Source organism: Salipaludibacillus agaradhaerens, from assembly GCF_002019735.1.
GTDB lineage: Bacteria > Bacillota > Bacilli > Bacillales > Salisediminibacteriaceae > Salipaludibacillus > Salipaludibacillus agaradhaerens.
In genome coordinates this window covers 4,015,090-4,033,868 of record NZ_KV917378.1, presented here as the reverse complement: position 1 = coordinate 4,033,868, position 18,779 = coordinate 4,015,090, and the positions used below count along the sequence as shown (strand labels likewise).

General features: G+C 38.3%; 14 protein-coding genes. 1 reads left to right on the top strand and 13 read right to left on the bottom strand.

Going from position 1 to position 18,779, the window contains the following annotated elements:
- Positions 1-39: 39 nt before the first annotated feature.
- From mutM to BK581_RS18435, 8 genes are all read right to left on the bottom strand, one after another.
- Positions 40-867 carry a DNA-formamidopyrimidine glycosylase gene (mutM, locus tag BK581_RS18470; RefSeq protein WP_078579551.1) on the bottom strand — a complete coding sequence of 276 codons (828 nt, stop codon included), beginning with the start codon at positions 865-867 and terminating at the stop codon, positions 40-42.
- A 30-nt stretch (positions 868-897) separates the two neighbouring features.
- A complete protein-coding gene (gene polA, locus BK581_RS18465; protein ID WP_078579550.1) occupies positions 898-3,567 on the bottom strand; it encodes a DNA polymerase I in 2,670 nt (889 codons plus the stop codon).
- Between the two features lie 546 nt (positions 3,568-4,113).
- A complete protein-coding gene (pnpS, locus tag BK581_RS18460; protein ID WP_078579549.1) occupies positions 4,114-5,895 on the bottom strand; it encodes a two-component system histidine kinase PnpS in 1,782 nt (593 codons plus the stop codon).
- Positions 5,888-6,604 (bottom strand): response regulator transcription factor, encoded by a 717-nt coding sequence (locus BK581_RS18455; protein WP_078579548.1) that lies wholly within the window; start codon positions 6,602-6,604, stop codon positions 5,888-5,890. The genes pnpS and BK581_RS18455 overlap by 8 nt, the downstream gene beginning before the upstream one ends.
- Before the next feature lie 417 nt (positions 6,605-7,021).
- A complete protein-coding gene (gene mdh / locus BK581_RS18450; protein WP_078579547.1) occupies positions 7,022-7,960 on the bottom strand; it encodes a malate dehydrogenase in 939 nt (312 codons plus the stop codon).
- Positions 7,961-8,026: 66 nt separating this feature from the next.
- Complete coding sequence (gene icd, locus BK581_RS18445) at positions 8,027-9,292, bottom strand: NADP-dependent isocitrate dehydrogenase (RefSeq protein ID WP_078579546.1); 1,266 nt, start codon at positions 9,290-9,292, stop codon at positions 8,027-8,029.
- A gap of 150 nt (positions 9,293-9,442) precedes the next feature.
- Complete coding sequence (citZ, locus tag BK581_RS18440; RefSeq protein ID WP_078579545.1) at positions 9,443-10,558, bottom strand: citrate synthase; 1,116 nt, start codon at positions 10,556-10,558, stop codon at positions 9,443-9,445.
- 512 nt (positions 10,559-11,070) lie between these two features.
- Positions 11,071-11,541 (bottom strand): DUF441 domain-containing protein, encoded by a 471-nt coding sequence (locus BK581_RS18435; RefSeq protein WP_276540429.1) that lies wholly within the window; start codon positions 11,539-11,541, stop codon positions 11,071-11,073.
- Positions 11,542-11,773: 232 nt separating this feature from the next.
- Between BK581_RS18435 and ytvI the strand changes: the two genes are divergently transcribed.
- Positions 11,774-12,880, top strand: coding sequence for a sporulation integral membrane protein YtvI (gene ytvI, locus BK581_RS18430; RefSeq protein ID WP_078579544.1), 1,107 nt, complete (start codon positions 11,774-11,776; stop codon positions 12,878-12,880).
- A 408-nt stretch (positions 12,881-13,288) separates the two neighbouring features.
- On the opposite strand, the gene BK581_RS18425 is transcribed toward ytvI, so the two are convergent.
- The 5 genes from BK581_RS18425 to accD all read right to left on the bottom strand — a co-directional run bounded on the left by BK581_RS18425 (position 13,289) and on the right by accD (position 18,651).
- A complete protein-coding gene (locus BK581_RS18425) occupies positions 13,289-13,699 on the bottom strand; it encodes an FxsA family protein (protein ID WP_078579543.1) in 411 nt (136 codons plus the stop codon).
- A gap of 152 nt (positions 13,700-13,851) precedes the next feature.
- Positions 13,852-15,606 carry a pyruvate kinase gene (gene pyk, locus BK581_RS18420; protein WP_078579542.1) on the bottom strand — a complete coding sequence of 585 codons (1,755 nt, stop codon included), beginning with the start codon at positions 15,604-15,606 and terminating at the stop codon, positions 13,852-13,854.
- Between the two features lie 110 nt (positions 15,607-15,716).
- Positions 15,717-16,676 carry a 6-phosphofructokinase gene (pfkA, locus tag BK581_RS18415; RefSeq protein ID WP_078579541.1) on the bottom strand — a complete coding sequence of 320 codons (960 nt, stop codon included), beginning with the start codon at positions 16,674-16,676 and terminating at the stop codon, positions 15,717-15,719.
- A gap of 132 nt (positions 16,677-16,808) precedes the next feature.
- Positions 16,809-17,786, bottom strand: a complete 978-nt coding sequence (gene accA, locus BK581_RS18410; protein ID WP_078579540.1) for an acetyl-CoA carboxylase carboxyl transferase subunit alpha — start codon at positions 17,784-17,786, stop codon at positions 16,809-16,811.
- Positions 17,779-18,651, bottom strand: a complete 873-nt coding sequence (gene accD / locus BK581_RS18405) for an acetyl-CoA carboxylase, carboxyltransferase subunit beta (RefSeq protein ID WP_078579539.1) — start codon at positions 18,649-18,651, stop codon at positions 17,779-17,781. Before accD ends, accA begins: the two co-directional genes overlap by 8 nt.
- Positions 18,652-18,779: the final 128 nt, after the last annotated feature.

Sequence of the window (18,779 nt, the reverse complement as noted above, 5' to 3'; positions counted from 1 at the left end):
TAATCTTATTTATTTCATACAGTTGTAACTAAATAATCTTCATAACAGCTGACATGTAGGGCATGTGTGTGTCCCTCTCCCACCAACGACAGAACGAACGATCATACTGTCACACGTACGGCATGGTTCACCAGCTCGACCGTACACATTTAATTGTTGTTGAAACATCCCCATTTCACCTTGACCATTTACGTAAGACTTAATTGAAGAACCGCCAGCTTCCACTGCATCACTTAGGGTCTGTTTAATACTTATAAAAAGCTGTTCAACCTCGTCATCAGTTAACATATTGGCTGTTTTCTCCGGGTGTACCCTTGCTTTAAATAAAGCTTCATCCACATAAATATTACCTAAACCAGCTACAATCGTTTGATCTAGTAAAGCTGATTTAATTGCTCTCGTCGTTCTTTCTAGCTGTTTTTTTAATCTGGCTGATGAAAAATCAGATGATAATGGCTCAGGCCCTAATTTGGCGAGAGGCAGCTGCTGTAATTCTGTATCGATTGGAAACAGATGCATCGTTCCAAATTTACGGACGTCCGCATATCTAAGCTCTTTACCACTCTCAAGGAAAAATCGCACATGAGTGTGCTTTGTTGTAGGTTCATCTTGCTCAAAAACACCATAACGACCTTCCATACGCAAATGAGATACTAGGCTGTAATCATCGAGACGAAAGATTAAAAATTTTCCTCTTCGCTCGATCGATTTAAATGTTTGCCCAGCCATCATCACGCTAAATTGTGCTGAGTCGTCTGGCTCTTTTATCATTTTCGGCCACTCAACACTAACCTTTGTGACCGTTTCATTTTTAATGAGTTCAGTTAATGTTCGTTTTACTGTTTCTACTTCAGGTAATTCTGGCATATCGTTCACCTACTTTTCACATTTCCCTTATTATTTTGCATCGTACCAAGTATCACCGTGTGCTACATCTGCTATTAATGGCACATCCAGCTCTACCGCTTTTTCCATAACTTCAGGTACAAGCTTTGTCATCTGTTCTAGTTCTTCTTCCGGCACTTCAAAAATAAGTTCATCGTGCACTTGTAGAAGAAGACGCGATCTCATGTTTTGCTCTTCCATTTTTTCAGCCATGTCTACCATCGCTTTTTTTATAATATCAGCAGCACTTCCTTGAATCGGCGTATTCATCGCTGTTCGTTCAGCAAAACTGCGTTGATTAAAATTGCGACTGGTAAGCTCAGGTAAATAACGACGTCTGTGCAGCATCGTTGTAACAAATCCTTTCTCCCGTGCCTCTTCCACGATCGTATCCATATACTCTTTTACGCCCGGATAACTTTCAAAGTACCTATCTATAAAAGTTCGTGCCTCTTTCCTTGTGATCCCCAAGTTTTGTGACAATCCGTAATCACTAATACCATAAACGATGCCAAAGTTCACTGCTTTCGCTGTTCTTCTCATATTATCCGTCACTTCTGTATGATCCACTCCAAAAACATCCATCGCTGTTTTCGTATGTACATCCATATTCTCATTAAATGCTTGCTTTAAATTGGCATCTTGAGAAATATGGGCGAGTACACGTAATTCAATTTGTGAATAGTCAGCGGCTAAGATTCGTGCATGTTTATTTTCTGGTATAAAAGCGTGACGAATTTTCCGTCCTTCTTCAAGTCGTATCGGGATATTTTGTAAATTAGGTTCAGTTGAGCTTAATCTTCCTGTTTGGGTGATCGCTTGATTAAAAATCGTATGAATCTTCCCGGTCTTTTTATGAAGCACTTTTAACAGCCCTTCAATGTAAGTGGAATTGAGTTTTCCTAATTGGCGATAATGCAATATTAACGGTATCACCTCATGAGAATCTTGTAATTTTTCTAATACATCAGCTGAAGTAGAGTAACCCGTTTTCGTTTTTTTAATGACAGGCAGGTTTAGTTTTTCGAATAACACCTCACCAAGCTGTTTAGGAGAATTAATATTAAATTCTGTGCCTGCAAGCTCATAAATCTCTTTTTCCATTTTTTCTAACCGATGTGATAAGTCTTTACCCATTTCTCTTAGAACGTCTCCATCTACCGCTACACCATTCATTTCCATTCTTCCAAGAATGACTGATAGCGGCATTTCGAGCTTTTCAAATAAATCTAGTTGGTCATTTCTCTGCAATTCATCGTATAATACTTCTTTTAATTCAAGTAAAGCAGTGGCTTTACGTCCTAAATGTTGAGATAAGATAGTGACATCAGGAATGTGGCGTTTTTTCCCCTTTCCATATACCGATTCATCTAACTGCACTTGAAGGCTTTTCTGCCGTTTGGCAATATCGGCTAAATCATGTGAGCTTGCAGATGGATTAATTAAATAAGAAGCTATCTGCACGTCAAATATAATGCCATTCATGACAACATCCTGCCAGCCCAGAGCTACAACTGCCCTTTTAGCGTTAAAAATGTACTTCTCTCTAGTGCCATCAGACGCCCAGCTTTTAAACACATCACTTTTTAATGCTACATCCGCCGATAAATAATACGTACCTGTTTCATTGGCTATCGCTAGACCGATTATATCAGCTTGGTGATAATTTTCTTCTAACACTTCAACGACGATTGCTGATGGTGATTGAAGCATGTCTTCTGTCACGTGATTAACACGTTGTACGTCTAGGTCTTCCATCTCCTCTGAGCCAGAGGGAGTTGCCTCCATTCCAAGTCGATCAAGGAGAGAATTAAATTCTAATTCTTTAAACAAGCTGATTAGCTCGTCGTTCTCTCTTTCGCCTAACTTTAGCTCATCAAGGGCAATGGTTACTGGCGCATCAAGCATAATTTCTGCAAGCTTTTTACTCATAAATGCTTGCTCTTTATTTTGTTCAAGATTTTCTTTTAATTTTTTGCCACTTACACTGTCAATTGCTTCATAAACACCTTCAACGGTCTTGTGCTCTTTAAGTAGTTTTAAGGCCGTTTTTTCTCCAATTCCTGGTACTCCAGGGATATTATCTGAGCTATCTCCCATCAACCCCTTCATATCAACAATTTGTTTAGGGGTTATGCCATATGTATCGTCTACCAATTGCAGATCATACGTGTCTACATTCGTAATACCTTTTCGTGTCAACGAAACATGAACATTTTGTGATACAAGCTGGAGTAAATCTTTATCACCTGTGTAAATTTTAACTTGCCATTGTTGTTGCTCGTTAACTGCATTTGTGGCAAGGGTGCCAATTATGTCATCGGCTTCATAATTATCTACTTCATAGTAGCGAATATTAAAAGCCTTTAGTAAATCTCTCATAATTGGTAGCTGCTCAGCTAGTTCTGGCGGGGTCTTCTCACGTTTCCCTTTATATTCTTTAAATGTGGCATGTCTAAACGTTGTTTTACCTGCATCAAATGCTACAAGCATGTGTGTCGGTTGTTCGTCTTCTAATATTTTTAGAATCATCGTTGTAAAGCCGTATACAGCATTTGTATAGACGCCTTTTTCATTATTTAAAAGTGGTAATGCAAAGAAAGCACGATATGCAATACTATTTCCGTCTACTAAGACGAGTTTTTCCACATTCAACACCTCGTTTTTAATTAATAATTTTATTCTATCATGAATTCTGTTTTTTCATTATTCAATTGGTTTATGAGGCACGGAAAATGATTTTAATTTTGAAGGGTTGATATGTTAGTAACCTTATTTTGATGAGATGCTTCCTAAAAATAATGTAAGCTATAACCTATCAGTAATGCCTTCTAACAAGTTTAATTTGACCTATCATCGAGAAAAAATGCTCTTCTTCTTTAGTCTTAGTCACTTATTTTCCTTTTGCTCAGGGGAAGATATACTTAATGAGCGTAGAGACTAACATAACATATTGGCTTATATTCTCATAGGTATCATGTGTAAGTAAAAATGGAGGAGAGAGAGGGATATTTTTGTTTGTATTGTGAAGTAGAAAAAGAGCGAGAGTCCAGGGGGGAACTTTCGCTCACGACGGAAACGAACGGATTGATTGAGAGATCAGGTAGGGTTTCTCCTGAATAATCATTCATCCATAGCGTTTCCAATAAACAAGTCACTCTTATAATATACCGAATAACTATTAACTCACTTTAAAGAGACTGTAAAGTTACTATTACATCTGACAAATTACTCCTCTAGCTCTGATTGTCTTTTTTTATAAAACATGAGCCTAAAGTTTGTCCCTCTCCCTACTTCACTTTCTACAGATATTTTGGCATGATGAGCTTCAGCCAAATGCTTAACAATGGCTAAACCGAGGCCCGTGCCCCCAGAATTTCTACTGCGTGCTCTATCCACACGATAAAACCGCTCAAACACGCGAGGTATCTCTTTTTTATTAATACCAATGCCAGTGTCCTCCACTTCCAAAATAACCGTTTCCGTTTGCTCTTTAACTCTTACATTAATTCGGCCACCTTCTGGTGAATAAACGATCGCATTATTAACAAGATTAATGAGAATTTGTTTAATCCGATGAGGGTCTCCTTCAATACATGTGGAGCCAATTACTTTTCTTTCTAGCCTCATCTTTTTCGCTTCCGCTTTATTTTTCAAAATTATAAATACTTCATCCACGACTGATTCTAACGTGACATGTTGCCAATTCAATTGGAATTTAGCACCTTCTATTTTTGATAACTCTAATAAATCGACTATCAATCCTTCTAACCGCTCTGATTCATTGGCGATAATTGTTAAGAACCGTTTTCTTAAGTTCTCATCTTCCATTGCGCCATCTAGTAATGTTTCTGTAAAACCCTTTAGGGATGTAACAGGAGTTCGAAGTTCATGGGAGACATTTGCCACGAAATCTTTTCGAGCTTGCTCGAGTTTCTTTAACTCAGTAATATCATGAAAAACAAGGACAATCCCTTTTAACTTTTCATCGATGCCAATTATCGGTGCACCATGTACGTCCACATGTTTAAAATAAATACCTACAGAAAGCTTAAGAGGCTTCCTCGTACGACATTCTGTCAGAAAAATTTCCTGTATAAATTGAATGATTTGTTTGTGTTTAATGACTTTATAATAAAGCTGGTTTTTCCATAGTTCTGTTTCTTCATCAAATAGTTCTTTACATGAACGATTTATAAGCGTTATATCACCTTTAGCATTAATTAATATGAGGCCACTTCCCATATTTTCTATGAGCGTTTCAAGTCTTTCTTGTTGACTTTCATAGGTTCTTGTAATTTGTGATAAATTTTCAGCAAGAACATTAATCGAGCGGTTTAACTCTCCGGTTTCTAAATTTTCCCCTTCAAATGTCCTTGCTTCAAAGTTACCTTTTGCCAATTCATTGGCCACACGCCGTGCATCCTCAACGGGTTTTACCATCTGATTCGTCAATTTAGATGCTAATACTAAAATAATTAAAAAAGCAATAAAAAAAGAAACAAATAGTAATGTCCAGATATTCTGGTACACAGCATTCAATTCATCCATTGCCACCCCTAAACGGATGAATCCTGAGGAACCTGTCTCAGTCTCAAAAGGCAAAGCAAAATATAACAATTCTTTTCCAACGGTTGCGCTATACCTTGTTGCTCTTCCACCCTCATTATCCACAGCAGACTGAATTTCTGGACGATTTAGATGATTATCCATTTCCTCGGGCGAAGTGGCAGTTTCTGCTAGTACTTCACCTTCTTCTTCAATGACTGTTAAACGAACATCAAGTCGTTCAGCAATCTCTGAAACCCTTTCTTGAACCCTCGTTTCATCCGTTAGATCTATTTCTTCAAGCTGATAAACAACTAAATGTGTTTCCTTTTCAATCCGATCAAACATTCTCTCTAAATAAAAATCCTTAAAGAAAGGACCAAGCACTGCACCTAAACTAAATAGAACAAGTAAAATAATTAATGATAAAGGAACGATTAATCTGAATCGATAGCTATTCATCTTTAAACGGGTTATCTAATTTATACCCTAATCCACGTATTGTTTTTATATATATTGGTTTTTTCGTATTTGGTTCAATTTTCTCACGCAGATGACTAATATGTACATCGACAATGCGCGTATCCCCTACAAATTCGTAATTCCAAACAGCATTTAATAACTGATCTCTCGTTAAAACTCTGCCTTTATGATTGACTAAGTAGACGAGTAATTCAAATTCTTTAGGTGTTAATTCTAACGCTTCCCCCTGCAAATAAACCTCATAGTTATCTGGAAAAATCTCCACATCGCCGATCGTCATTTTGTGAGTGTTTTTTTCCACATCATCTTTTTGTAGCATTTTCTGAGAGCGTCGAAGAATCGCTCTTACTCTCGCCACAACTTCTCTTGGACTAAAAGGCTTCGTTAAATAATCATCCGCCCCTAGCTCTAACCCTAGCACCTTATCAAATTCTTCATCCTTTGCGGTAAGCATTAAGATAGGTGTTAAAATTTTATTTTGTCTTAAGGCTTTACACACTTCTAAACCATCCATCTCAGGTAGCATCAAATCCAAAATGATTAAATCAAATGATGTCTCCATCGCTGTATTCAATGCTGTTTTTCCGTCCATAGCAGTCGTCACATCAAAACCACCTTGTTCCAAATTAAATTGTAGCAAGGTTAAAATTGATTCTTCATCATCGACAATTAATAATTTTTGCGACATACTGGTTCCTCCTGCACCGCTTTGATCCCCTATCAAAGCAATCTCTAAGTTTTTTTGTGACTGTTTAATTTCATCATACTACATTTTCATTTTTTAACAAAGTCGCAAAAATGGCTTTTTTACATTTCTTTTCTTTAACTGTTTAGCATTTATAAATGTTAATGCGTTTACCAATGTCATCGTACAAACTATACCTGTAAAAAACGACTCATACATGAATCTTCAGGAGGCGCTTTCTTTTACCACAACTCTTTTTAAAAGTAGTGCACTAGTTCATATTTAACATTCATTGGTTTGTAAGTGATATAAATAAAGAAAATAATCCATGCTCTGTTAATAAAAGCCCGCTCCTATTAAAATAAATAAGTGCCTCGGAAGCTATATTTAAACAGCTTCTCGAGACACTTAGTAGTCACACTATTTAACAAGTTTTAATACACTTTTAACAGATTCAACGGATTTATCGAGTTGCTGCTTCTCTTCCTCTGTAAGGTCTAATTCAAATATTTTTTCTAATCCATTGCCTCCAAGGACTGTAGGCACCCCTAAGTAAATATCGTTATAGCCATATTCACCTTCTAGGTATGCAATAGATGGTAGAATACGTTTTTTATCTTTTAAGATCGCTTCAACCATTTGAACAATAGAAGCTGCAGGAGCAAAATAAGCACTCCCTGTGCCTAGTAGATTAACAATTTCTCCCCCACCTTTACGCGTTCGCTCCACAATCGCGTCTAAACGATCTTTCGAAATTAACTTTTCTAGTGGAATACCTCCGGCGAAACTGTATCGTAGCATTGGTACCATATCATCTCCATGGCCCCCTAAAACGAATCCTGTCACGTCTTCTACAGAAACATTTAATTCTTGTGCCACAAATGTATTAAACCGCGCTGTATCCAAGACACCTGATTGTCCGATAACACGGTTTTTAGGAAAACCGGATTCCTGGAAAACAGCATAAGTCATGGCATCTACTGGATTGGTCAGAACGATAATAAAACAATCTGGTGAATATTTGACAATATCTTTCGTAACACTTTTCATGATACTTGCATTCGTACTCACAAGGTCATCTCTGCTCATTCCTGGTTTCCGTGGAATACCTGCAGTGATGACGACAATATCTGAATCAGCGGTGTCCTTGTAATCGGAAGTTCCAATAATATTAGCATCAAACCCTTGAACAGGGCTCGCTTCTAACATATCTAATGCCTTCCCCTTGGTAGGTTGTTCCGAATTGGGGATATCCACAAGTACGACATCACCTAACTCCTTTTGGGCCGCCATGAGAGCCGTGGTCGTTCCTGTAAAACCGCTTCCGACAACACTTATCTTTCTTCGTCTGATTGCCATATTAGTCATCTCCTCGTTTTTGGATAAGTATCTTACCCTTCTCAAAGTGATGTTACGTTGAAAAGTTTATAGATTATTAATAAGCGCATCTCCAAATTCTGAACATTTCACTTCAGTCGCTCCATCCATTAAGCGCGCGAAGTCATACGTCACCGTCTTACTACCGATAGTTTTGTCCATGGCATTTTCGATCATGTCTGCAGCTTCGCCCCATCCTAAGTGACGTAACATTAAAACACCAGACAAAAGAACAGACGATGGATTCACTTTATCCAAACCGGCATATTTTGGTGCTGTACCGTGAGTGGCTTCAAAAATGGCATGTCCTGTATCGTAATTGATGTTTGCGCCAGGAGCAATACCAATTCCGCCAACCTGTGCAGCTAAAGCGTCAGATATATAGTCACCGTTTAAATTCATTGTTGCTACAACATCAAATTCTTTAGGACGTGTAAGAATTTGTTGAAGGAAAATATCCGCAATAGCATCCTTCACAATAATTTTGCCATCTGCTTCTGCTTGTGACTGGGCTTCATTTGCAGCATCGTTCCCTTTTTCTTCTACAATTTTATCGTATTCAGCCCATGTAAAGACTTTGTCACCAAATTCCTTTTCCGCTAATTCATAGCCCCAATTTTTGAAGGCCCCTTCAGTGAATTTCATGATATTTCCTTTATGGACGAGCGTTACACTCTTTCGTCCCTCGTCTAATGCATATTGAATAGCTGCACGTACAAGGCGCTCAGTTCCTTGTTGAGACACTGGCTTAATACCGATGCCTGATGTTTCAGGGAAGCGGATCTTCGTTGCTCCCATTTCATTTTGAAGAAAATCAACGATTTTTTTCACATCCTCAGTGCCTTCTTGGTACTCAATTCCCGCATAGATGTCTTCTGAATTCTCACGGAAAATAACCATATCTGTATCCTGCGGTCGTTTAACTGGTGATGGGACACCTTCAAACCATCTCACTGGACGTAGACATGTGTAAAGGTCAAGCTCTTGACGTAACGCCACATTTAAAGAACGGAACCCTCCACCGATAGGCGTAGTTAACGGTCCTTTTATCGCAATAATATATTCACGAATAGTATCCAAAGTTTGATCCGGCAACCACTCACCTGTTTGCGTATGAGCTTTCTCACCAGCTAACACTTCTGTCCAATGAATTTTTTTCTCACCGTTATAGGCTTTATCAACGGCAGCTTCAATCACACGTGAGGCAGCCTTCCAAATATCTGGCCCAATACCATCACCTTCGATATATGGAATAACTGGCTCATTCGGAACATTTAATACACCATTATTTACAGTAATTTTCTGTCCTGACATAAAAAAACCTCCTAATAGTCACTATGTAATATATTTATACTGCCAACATCCTTTAAGGAATGCAACAGACAGCACATGACTTTGATTATACTCGAAAAAAGACATACGTTAAAAGAGGAGTTTGATCGTCCCCTCTTTTATCCGCCATCATTATCTTTCTTCGAGTGGTATCCAGGCCTGATGATCTGGTCCTGTGTATTCTGCACGTGGTCGAATAAGTCGGTTATTTTCAAATTGTTCAAGAATATGAGCTATCCAACCAGAAACACGACTTACAGCGAAAATAGGTGTAAAAATATCGTGCTCAATGCCAAGGCTGTGATAAACGGATGCAGAATAAAAATCCACATTCGGTAATAACCCTTTCTCATTCGTTACAATTTCATCAATTTTAACACTCATATCATACCACTTGTTAGTTCCTGTAATTTCAGTCAACTGGCGAGACATTTCCTTTAAATGTTTGGCACGAGGATCACCATTTTTATATACCCTGTGACCGAACCCCATAATTTTCACTTTGCGAGCTAAAGCGTCTTTTATATAGGCCTCTGCCTTATCCACCTCACCGATGTCTGTAAGCATCGCCATCACCCGCTCATTGGCACCACCATGTAGAGGGCCTTTAAGAGCGCCAATTGCAGCTGTAATCCCCGAATACATATCGGACAATGTTGCCACACAAACCCTAGCGGTAAAAGTTGAGGCATTTAACTCATGATCTGCATGTAAAACGAGCGCTTTATTAAAAGCTTTCTCAGAGATAGCATCAGGTTTCTCTCCATTGAGCATATAAAGGAAATTAGCAGCAAAACTTAAATTTTCATTAGGTTTAACCGGTTCTTTACCACGCCTTATCCGCGAAAAAGCGGTTATGATAGTTGGAAGCTGTGCCTGAAGTTTAATTGCTTTTCTATAGTTAGCAGCCTCATCCTGCTCATCCGCTTCTTCATCAAACAAAGCAAGGTTAGAAACAGCTGTTCTTAACATCGCCATAGGGTGAACTTTATCAACGGGAAAAGTACGTAATTGCTCAATGACTGCCTCGGGAACTACGGCTGCGGAAGACAGTTCTGTTTTAAAAGAGATCAGTTCTTGTTCATTGGGAAGCTTATGATTCCACAATAAATAAATCACTTCTTCAAAACTGGCATAATCAGCTAAATCATCAATATTATAACCGTGATAAGTTAATACCCCATCAATAATTGAGCTTACACTTGATGTCGTAGCAACGACACCTTCCAATCCTTTAGTCGTACTCATGCTACCTCTCCTTTACAGATAAAATATGCGGTTTCTCATTATTCCTTCTTTCATCCTCCAAGGTTTCTCGATTAACTCGTATTTACGACAGACAATTTACTCCTGTGCGTGAAACTAGTGGTACTACTCTATTTATTTTCCTTCGATACTTTCTCATAAACATGCGCTCAGCCTTAAATAATTGACTAAGAAATCTCTTTTAGTAAGCGTTTACGAAAAACCTTAGTTAGCGAGAGCAACTTAACTGTCTATGTATTTCTTTTTATTCGTTTATCATTATACCATTTTTAACATTTTTGTGAACGAAAAAGTTTTAAAGGAAGAAAATATTCTGATTTATACTACTATTTCAAATAAAACGAACCTTCGATCAGTGGGAGTTCTCGTTCTGCCCCACTAATTGGTAATTAATTACCCCCACCTAAATTGAGTTACTTTTCTCTCTATCTTATTGAGCCTTTAGGTTTAATGACGCTTATCAGTGATAAATTGATAGATTTTTTCTAAGACGATTATCCGCCAATAGAGCTGAAAAATTCAACCATTTTCATGGCCAGATAAGCAATTCCAGCACCGATAAGTGGACCTACAGCTACGCCGTTAAAGACAGCCACAGCAAGAATCGTCCCGAACACCAATGCAGCAGTAATATGTGGATCATTTTGAAGCAATTCAATCCCATTAGCAGCAATGATAGCCACAAAAATGCCGGAGGCTAAAGCAATCCATGCATATGATGATTTCAAAGCTTCTTGTAGGTCTCTAAAACCAATATCCCCCGTTACTATGGGAACTAAGACAGCAATAGTTATAATTGTAACGCCTATATTAATCCCTTTTTGCTGAGCAAACGGTAAAATTTTATCAGCTAATCCACTCCATTTAACAACAAGCAGAAACACGACAGCAATAATTAAAGATTGATTTTTAGCAAATAAGCCAATAGCAAGTAAAATAAGCATAAAAATAGTTGGTTGAGTCATTATTATTCCCCTTCTATCCATCATTCCGCTAACTATACTATCACAGTTCCTCTCTTTCTCGCACCAGTTATCCCCTCCTTCGTCTTAACTTCCCTTACTCCTCACCTCAAAAAAATCTTATCTTTGAGTATAAACAAACAGGACATGCATACATTCATATAAGTAGTTCACCCTAACCGCGCACATTTCAAAGATATTAAGACTCTAATACTGATTTAAGCAGGTGAAATAGATGTCTGAAAGATCTTTTCTTTTAATCAAACGTACCGTCATTTTGTCAAGTATCATTCTTGTTGTAATGGCTACCGTGGCAGTAGCTATTATGTATTTTTACCCATTTTTATTAGCTATTGTTTTCTCTTTGATTTTTTTGCCTTTTGTAAACTACTTAGAAAATTATTTACGATGGAAAAGAGCCGTGGCTACATTTATTGTTATTGCAACTTTCATCTTACTATTAATGATATTAATGACGGTCATTATAGCAGAAATGGTACAAGGGTTGTCGTTCTTAGCAAAAGTCTTACCGAGTTATATAGAAGAATTGACCAAAACTATTCAGCAATGGATAAACACATATTTATTCCCTTTTATTGCGGATTTTTCTCAATTCACTAGTGGTTTAGAACGTGAATCTGGTATGACATTTGATCAATCAATTGATCAAATTTTAAATGAAGGAAGTATGCAGATTGGAAATATCATTCAAGCTTTTCTAAATCAATTAAAGGACTTTTTCATAGCCTTCCCACACGCGTTAACAATGATTCTATTCTCTTTACTAGCCTCCTTTTTTATTACGAAAGACTGGCCGCAACTCATGATTTGGATAAATACTCATTTACCTCATCATTTCACATATGTAAGTGGGAGAATTTTCAAAGAGTGGAAAGCTGCCTTAGGTCATTATTTGATGGCTCAGTTCATTTTAGTCCTCATAACTGCATTTATTGTTTTTGCAGGTTTAATTATTCTTAACGTTAATTATGCTTTCACCACAGCCCTCCTAATTGCTGTTGTTGATATCTTTCCCTATATAGGAACGGGAATCGTGTTCATCCCATGGATTATTTATTCTTTTTTAAATGCTAATTGGTATATGACAACCGGACTGTCTATTTTATATGGGGTCGTCGTCATTCAAAGACAGCTTTCTGAACCAAAAATTCTTGCTCATCATATGGGGATGCCTACCTTAGTTTTATTATTTACTGTATTTGCTTGTTATCAGGTGTTTGGTTTTGCCGGCATACTCTTTGGACCTTTTATCTTAATAATCATTCAAACGCTGAAAAATGCCCGTGTACTTGAAGAAATTAAGCATTATTTGTTCCGGTAAATCATCTTTAAGGAGTCGGCAATTCAAATTAGAACAGTGGCAGTATCTGTTGTAAACGTCTACAGAAAGAGGCTGGGACTAACCCCAGTGAATAAGGCTGGCCCTCACTTATTGTGAGAGCCATTTTTTAATTCATATTTTCTTTATTTTAGGTTGCTTGTCAAAAATATACTCGCTTGTCATGTCCAAGGCTTCAGCTCTTGCTTTTCCCGCAGGCGTCTCGTGTTTTGACAATCAACGGAATTAAATAAAACTCATTTAAAATAATACGCAAAAAGGATACCTTCTGAACAGAATCAGAGATATCCTTATGTTTAAAGATTATGAAGACTTTTTTTAAAATTACACACTTGATAAAGAATATCTATGATTTTGTTCGTGTTCAAAATTCGATGATAATCATTCTACCTATTTACGGCCCCATCGATTATGGGAGACATAAATAAAGCTGCCAGATTTAACGGCTTTTTGAAATATTCGCTGTAAAAATCCTTTAAAAACAGCTCTCGTTTGGGGAATAAGTAAGAAGAAGCCAAGAGCGTCGGTAATAAATCCTGGTGTTAAAAGAACTACGCCACCAACGAGTATGCAAATACCATCAAGCATTACACCACTAGGCATTTGTCCTTGTGAGGCCTGCATTTGGGCTGTTCTAATGGCATTAAGGCCTTCTTTTTTTGCAAGGGCTGCCCCTAATACACCTGTTAATATAATTAATAATATCGTAACAGGCACACCAAACGCATTACCTGATAGAATAAGTACCCAAATTTCCAGAGCAGGAACGATAATCAAGAGAAGTAAAAACAATTTTCCCATTATATTTCTTCCTTTCACAGTTACGTCAGCACGGACGTTAACATCTCTGTTTGCCTTCAGTTGTTATGAACCCTTTTCTACTTTGTAAAACATAATCTGAAGGCTAATATAAAAAGAAGGAATAGTACCTATTCCTTCTTTTTGTAAATATATTATAAGATACTTGCTTGTCCTTTGTAAATCTTTCCGTGCTGGCTGTCCACAGTAATTTCATCGCCATCAGTGAATGTTGAAGTCGCATCCTCTACACCAACCACTACAGGGATCCCTAAATTAAGGCCTACTACCGCAGCATGAGATGTTAACCCACCCTGTTCAGTAATAACAGCAGACGCTTTTTCAAACGCATCCATCATATCCCGGTCTGTGTTCGGCGTGACAAGAATATCGCCTTCTTTTGTTTTAGTTAAAGCATCATTAGCTGTTTTAGCAATGACTACTTGACCTGTAGCAGATTTCCGGCCAATTCCTTGACCTTTAGCAGCTATCTCACCGATCACGTGAACTTTCATGAGGTTTGTTGTTCCTTTTTCACCTACAGGAACACCTGCTGTAATAACGACAAGATCCCCATTTTTCACGAGGTTTGTTTTTAACGCCTCATCTACAGAAAGGTGAAGCATTTCATCTGTCGTCTCTACTTGAGGCCCTACTTGGGTATAAACTCCCCATACGAGAGCTAATGCTCTTGAAACACGCTCATTTCGTGTAATAGCTACGATTTTAGCTTCTGGTCGATATTTTGAAATCATACGAGCAGTATGGCCACTTTCAGTTGATGTAAGAATAGCTGCTGCTTGCAAATTTTGCGCAGTATGAGTAACAGACTCACTAATAGCATTTGTGACTGTTGGCTCACTTTCTTTTGAGCGTTTACGTAAGATATCTTTGTATTTAAGAGCTGTCTCTGTTTTTAATGCAATATTGCTCATTGTTTGGACAGATTCAACTGGATACAATCCAGCTGCTGTTTCTCCTGAAAGCATAATAGCATCCGTACCGTCAAAAATGGCATTAGCAACATCACTAGCCTCAGCACGAGTTGGTCTTGGGTTGCGCTGCATAGAATCAAGCATTTGAGTCGCTGTAATAACAGGTTTCCCTAGCTTATTACACTTTTTAATTAAATCTTTTTGAACGAGCGGCACATCCTCAGCTGGGATCTCTACCCCTAAATCCCCGCGCGCTACCATAAGGCCATCGGATACTTCAAGGATTTCATCGATGTTATCGACGCCTTCCTGATTCTCGATTTTAGGTATAATTTGGATATGTGTCGCATCGTGTTTTTCTAATAACTCTCTAATTTCTAGAACATCAGAAGCACGGCGAACGAAGGAAGCAGCGATAAAATCGACACCTTGTTCAATACCAAATATGATATCATTAGCGTCTTTTTCAGTAATACCTGGAAGGTTAACACTAACATTAGGCACGTTAACACCTTTTTTATTTTTTAATACCCCACTGTTCAAAACTTCTGTTACCAGTTCATTGTCTTTAATTTCAGTTACTTGCAATTCGATAAGGCCATCATCCAGTAAAAGCTTAGACCCAACGTGTACATCATTAATAAGACCTGGATATGTTACTGAAATAACATCCTTATTCCCTGTCACCTCAGTCATAGAGACGCGGACAGTACTACCACGTTCTAATGATGCTTCTCCGCCTTCAAGTGTTTGTGTGCGAATTTCCGGGCCTTTAGTATCAAGTAAAAGGGCCACATTTTCACCAGTTTCACGTGCAGCTTTTCGGATATTTTCGATTCTTGCACCATGTTCCTCATAATCACCATGAGAGAAATTTAATCGTGCCACATTCATACCGGATTTAATAATATCCGTTAGTTTTTCTTTCGATTCACTTGCTGGTCCAATCGTACATACAATCTTAGTCTTCCTCATTTATTATCCTCCTCTTTATGTGTAACACTTTACTCATTTTGTTCCCACACGAAAACTAGGACAAACTATTTGTCCCAGTTATATGTAGTGTCGGCGTGTCATTTAGGTACTTAAATTGACAGCTCTTTAGAAAGTTTATACATAGCGTTGTCAAGTTCATGTGGTCTTGCAAGAACTTCATCAATCTCGTGGGATACAAGTTGATTATTCTCAATACCTACCATTTTCCCTGCTTGTCCCTCTAGTAGCATTTCGACAGCTTTTGCGCCTAAGCGACTGGCAAGGACACGATCTTGCGCTGTTGGAGAACCGCCACGTTGAATGTGACCAAGTACTGTCACCCGTGTTTCAAGATCTGTTTTGTCTTGAATAACTTTTCCTATTTCGACGCCAGAGCCTACACCTTCAGCTACTACAATAATACTGTGCTTTTTACCTCGCTGATGCCCTCTTTCTAGACGTTTAATAATGTCTTCCATGTCCTCATTAACTTCAGGGATCATAATCGTTTCAGCCCCATCTGCTAGTCCTGCCCATAGCGCAAGATCTCCAGCATCTCTTCCCATCACTTCAATAACGTAAGTGCGCTCATGAGATGTTGCTGTATCCCTGATTTTATCAATCGCTTCAATAACTGTATTTAACGCTGTATCAAATCCAATTGTAAAATCTGTACCTGGAATATCATTATCTATTGTGCCTGGAACACCCACGGTTGGGTAACCATGTTCAGTGAGCTTTTCAGCGCCACGGAAAGAACCATCCCCACCGATAACTACGAGACCTTCAATGCCGAATTTTTTTAATTGCTCAATACCTTTTTTTTGACCTTCTAGCGTTTTAAATTCTTCACAGCGGGCCGTATAAAGCATTGTGCCGCCTCTATGAATAATATCGCCTACGGAACCAAGCTCCAATTTTTTAATATCACCACTAATTAAGCCGGCATAACCTGAATAAATACCATAAACTTCCACATCGTGAAAGATAGCTTTACGGACAACAGCTCTGATGGCTGCATTCATTCCAGGAGAATCACCACCACTAGTTAGTACACCAATTCGTTTCATCGATCGATTCACCTCTGTTTAACATCTGTTTGTTTTATAACATGTGTTAAAAATACCATTTTCATTAATCAAAAACAATAGACAGCCTGTGTCAGGCTAGTGTCAGCTCTGAAATGAATGAAGTCCCATGTCTTATTCCTCAGCATTGACAACGTTTTCATCCGTATATTGGCCGATTTTATTAAATTTTTCGTAACGTTTGTTCACAATTTCGCTCAGGTCAATTTTTTTCAGTTCTAGCAGTGCTGATTTTATAGTTAACCGAATATAGCCTGTTTGAGTATCAACATTTCGATGGGCGCCTCCACGGATTTCTGGTATGACATCGTCAATTAAACCAAGCTCCTTTAACTCAGGTGCTGTAATTTTCATCGTTTCTGCTGCCCGCTTAGCTTGTGAAGCATCTTTCCACAGCAATGCGGCGGCTCCTTCCGGTGAGATAACGGAATACGTAGAATTCTCTAGCATATAGAGCCGATCACCTACACCTAATGCAAGGGCGCCACCACTGCCACCTTCACCGATGACAATACATATAATAGGTGTTTTTAAGCCAGCCATAGAAATAAGATTTTTAGCAATCGCTTCACTTTGCCCTCTTTCTTCAGCTGCTTTTCCCGGATAAGCCCCTTTTGTATCAATAAAACATATGATAGGACGCTTAAATTTCTCCGCCTGTTTCATAAGACGTAATGCTTTACGATAGCCTTCTGGATGTGGCATACCAAAATTACGCCGTAAATTTTCTTTCGTATCTTTCCCCCGCTGGTGACCAATGACTGTCACTGGCTCCTCTTCGAATTTAGCAATCCCTGCAATAATAGCCTCGTCATCCCCATAGGCTCTGTCACCATGCAACTCAAGGAAATCTGTGAAAAGTCGATCAATATAATCTCGCGTCCCTGGCCTATTGTTATGTCTTGCAATCTGCACACGATCCCAGGCGCCCATATTACCATATATATCTTCTTCTAACTGCTCAAGACGCCCCTCTAATTTCTCAATTTCTCCTGAAAGATCAATGTCTTTTTCTAATGTGAACGTTTTAAGCTCTGAAATTTTATTTCGCAGTTCAATAATCGGTTTTTCGAAAGGGAATTGATCAGCCATGGTCTTCCTCCTTCTTTTCGTGTGCACCAGGAAAATGTATTTCCAAAATCGTAGTCAACACTTGTTTCATGTCTTTTCTATGAACTACTTTATCCAGTTGGCCATGTTTTAATAAAAATTCTGCTGTCTGAAAATCTTCTGGTAACTTTTGACGAATTGTTTGTTCAATGATACGCCGTCCAGCAAATCCAATGAGTGCAGCTGGTTCAGCTAGATTAATATCACCTAATGAAGCAAAACTAGCAGAAACTCCGCCAGTTGTTGGATGTGTCATCACACTAATAAATAAACCGCCTTCTTCGTGTAGTCGGTTTAATGCTGTACTTGTTTTTGCCATCTGCATAAGGCTGAAAACGCCTTCCTGCATTCTAGCTCCTCCAGAAGCTGAAAATAAAATGAATGGTAAATTCTCTTTAATCGCTCGTTCAATCGCTCTTGTAATTTTTTCCCCAACAACTGATCCCATACTCCCCATGCGAAAGCGGGCGTCCATAACGCCAATTATAACGTCAAATCCACCTATTTTCCCTTTTCCAGTAACAATGGCTTCATTTAATTCAGTTGTATCCCGGTCTTTCGCAGACTTTTCTTTATAATCAGGGAATTTTAAAGGGTCACCGGCAACAAGACTGGAGTCGAATTCTTCAAATGTTCCTTCGTCCAGCGTAAAATCTAGCCTATCCCAAGCTGTAAGACGGTGATGAAACTGGCATTGATCACAGACCATTTTATTCTTCTTAAGCTCTTTAATATACATTATTGATTTGCATTGCGGACATTTAGCCATTAAACCTTCTGGCACTTCTTGTTTCGCCTGTTCAGAAGGAATCGTAGCATACTTTTTTTTCTTTGAAAAAATTCTCATAATGTCACCTCTTTTTACGTCGTAATAAGATAGGGATAATTCCTAAACTGTTTCAATGAATGACAAAGATTAACAATTAAATAAAGATTCTATCATCGAAAGGTCATAGCGTGTCGTCATAAATATGA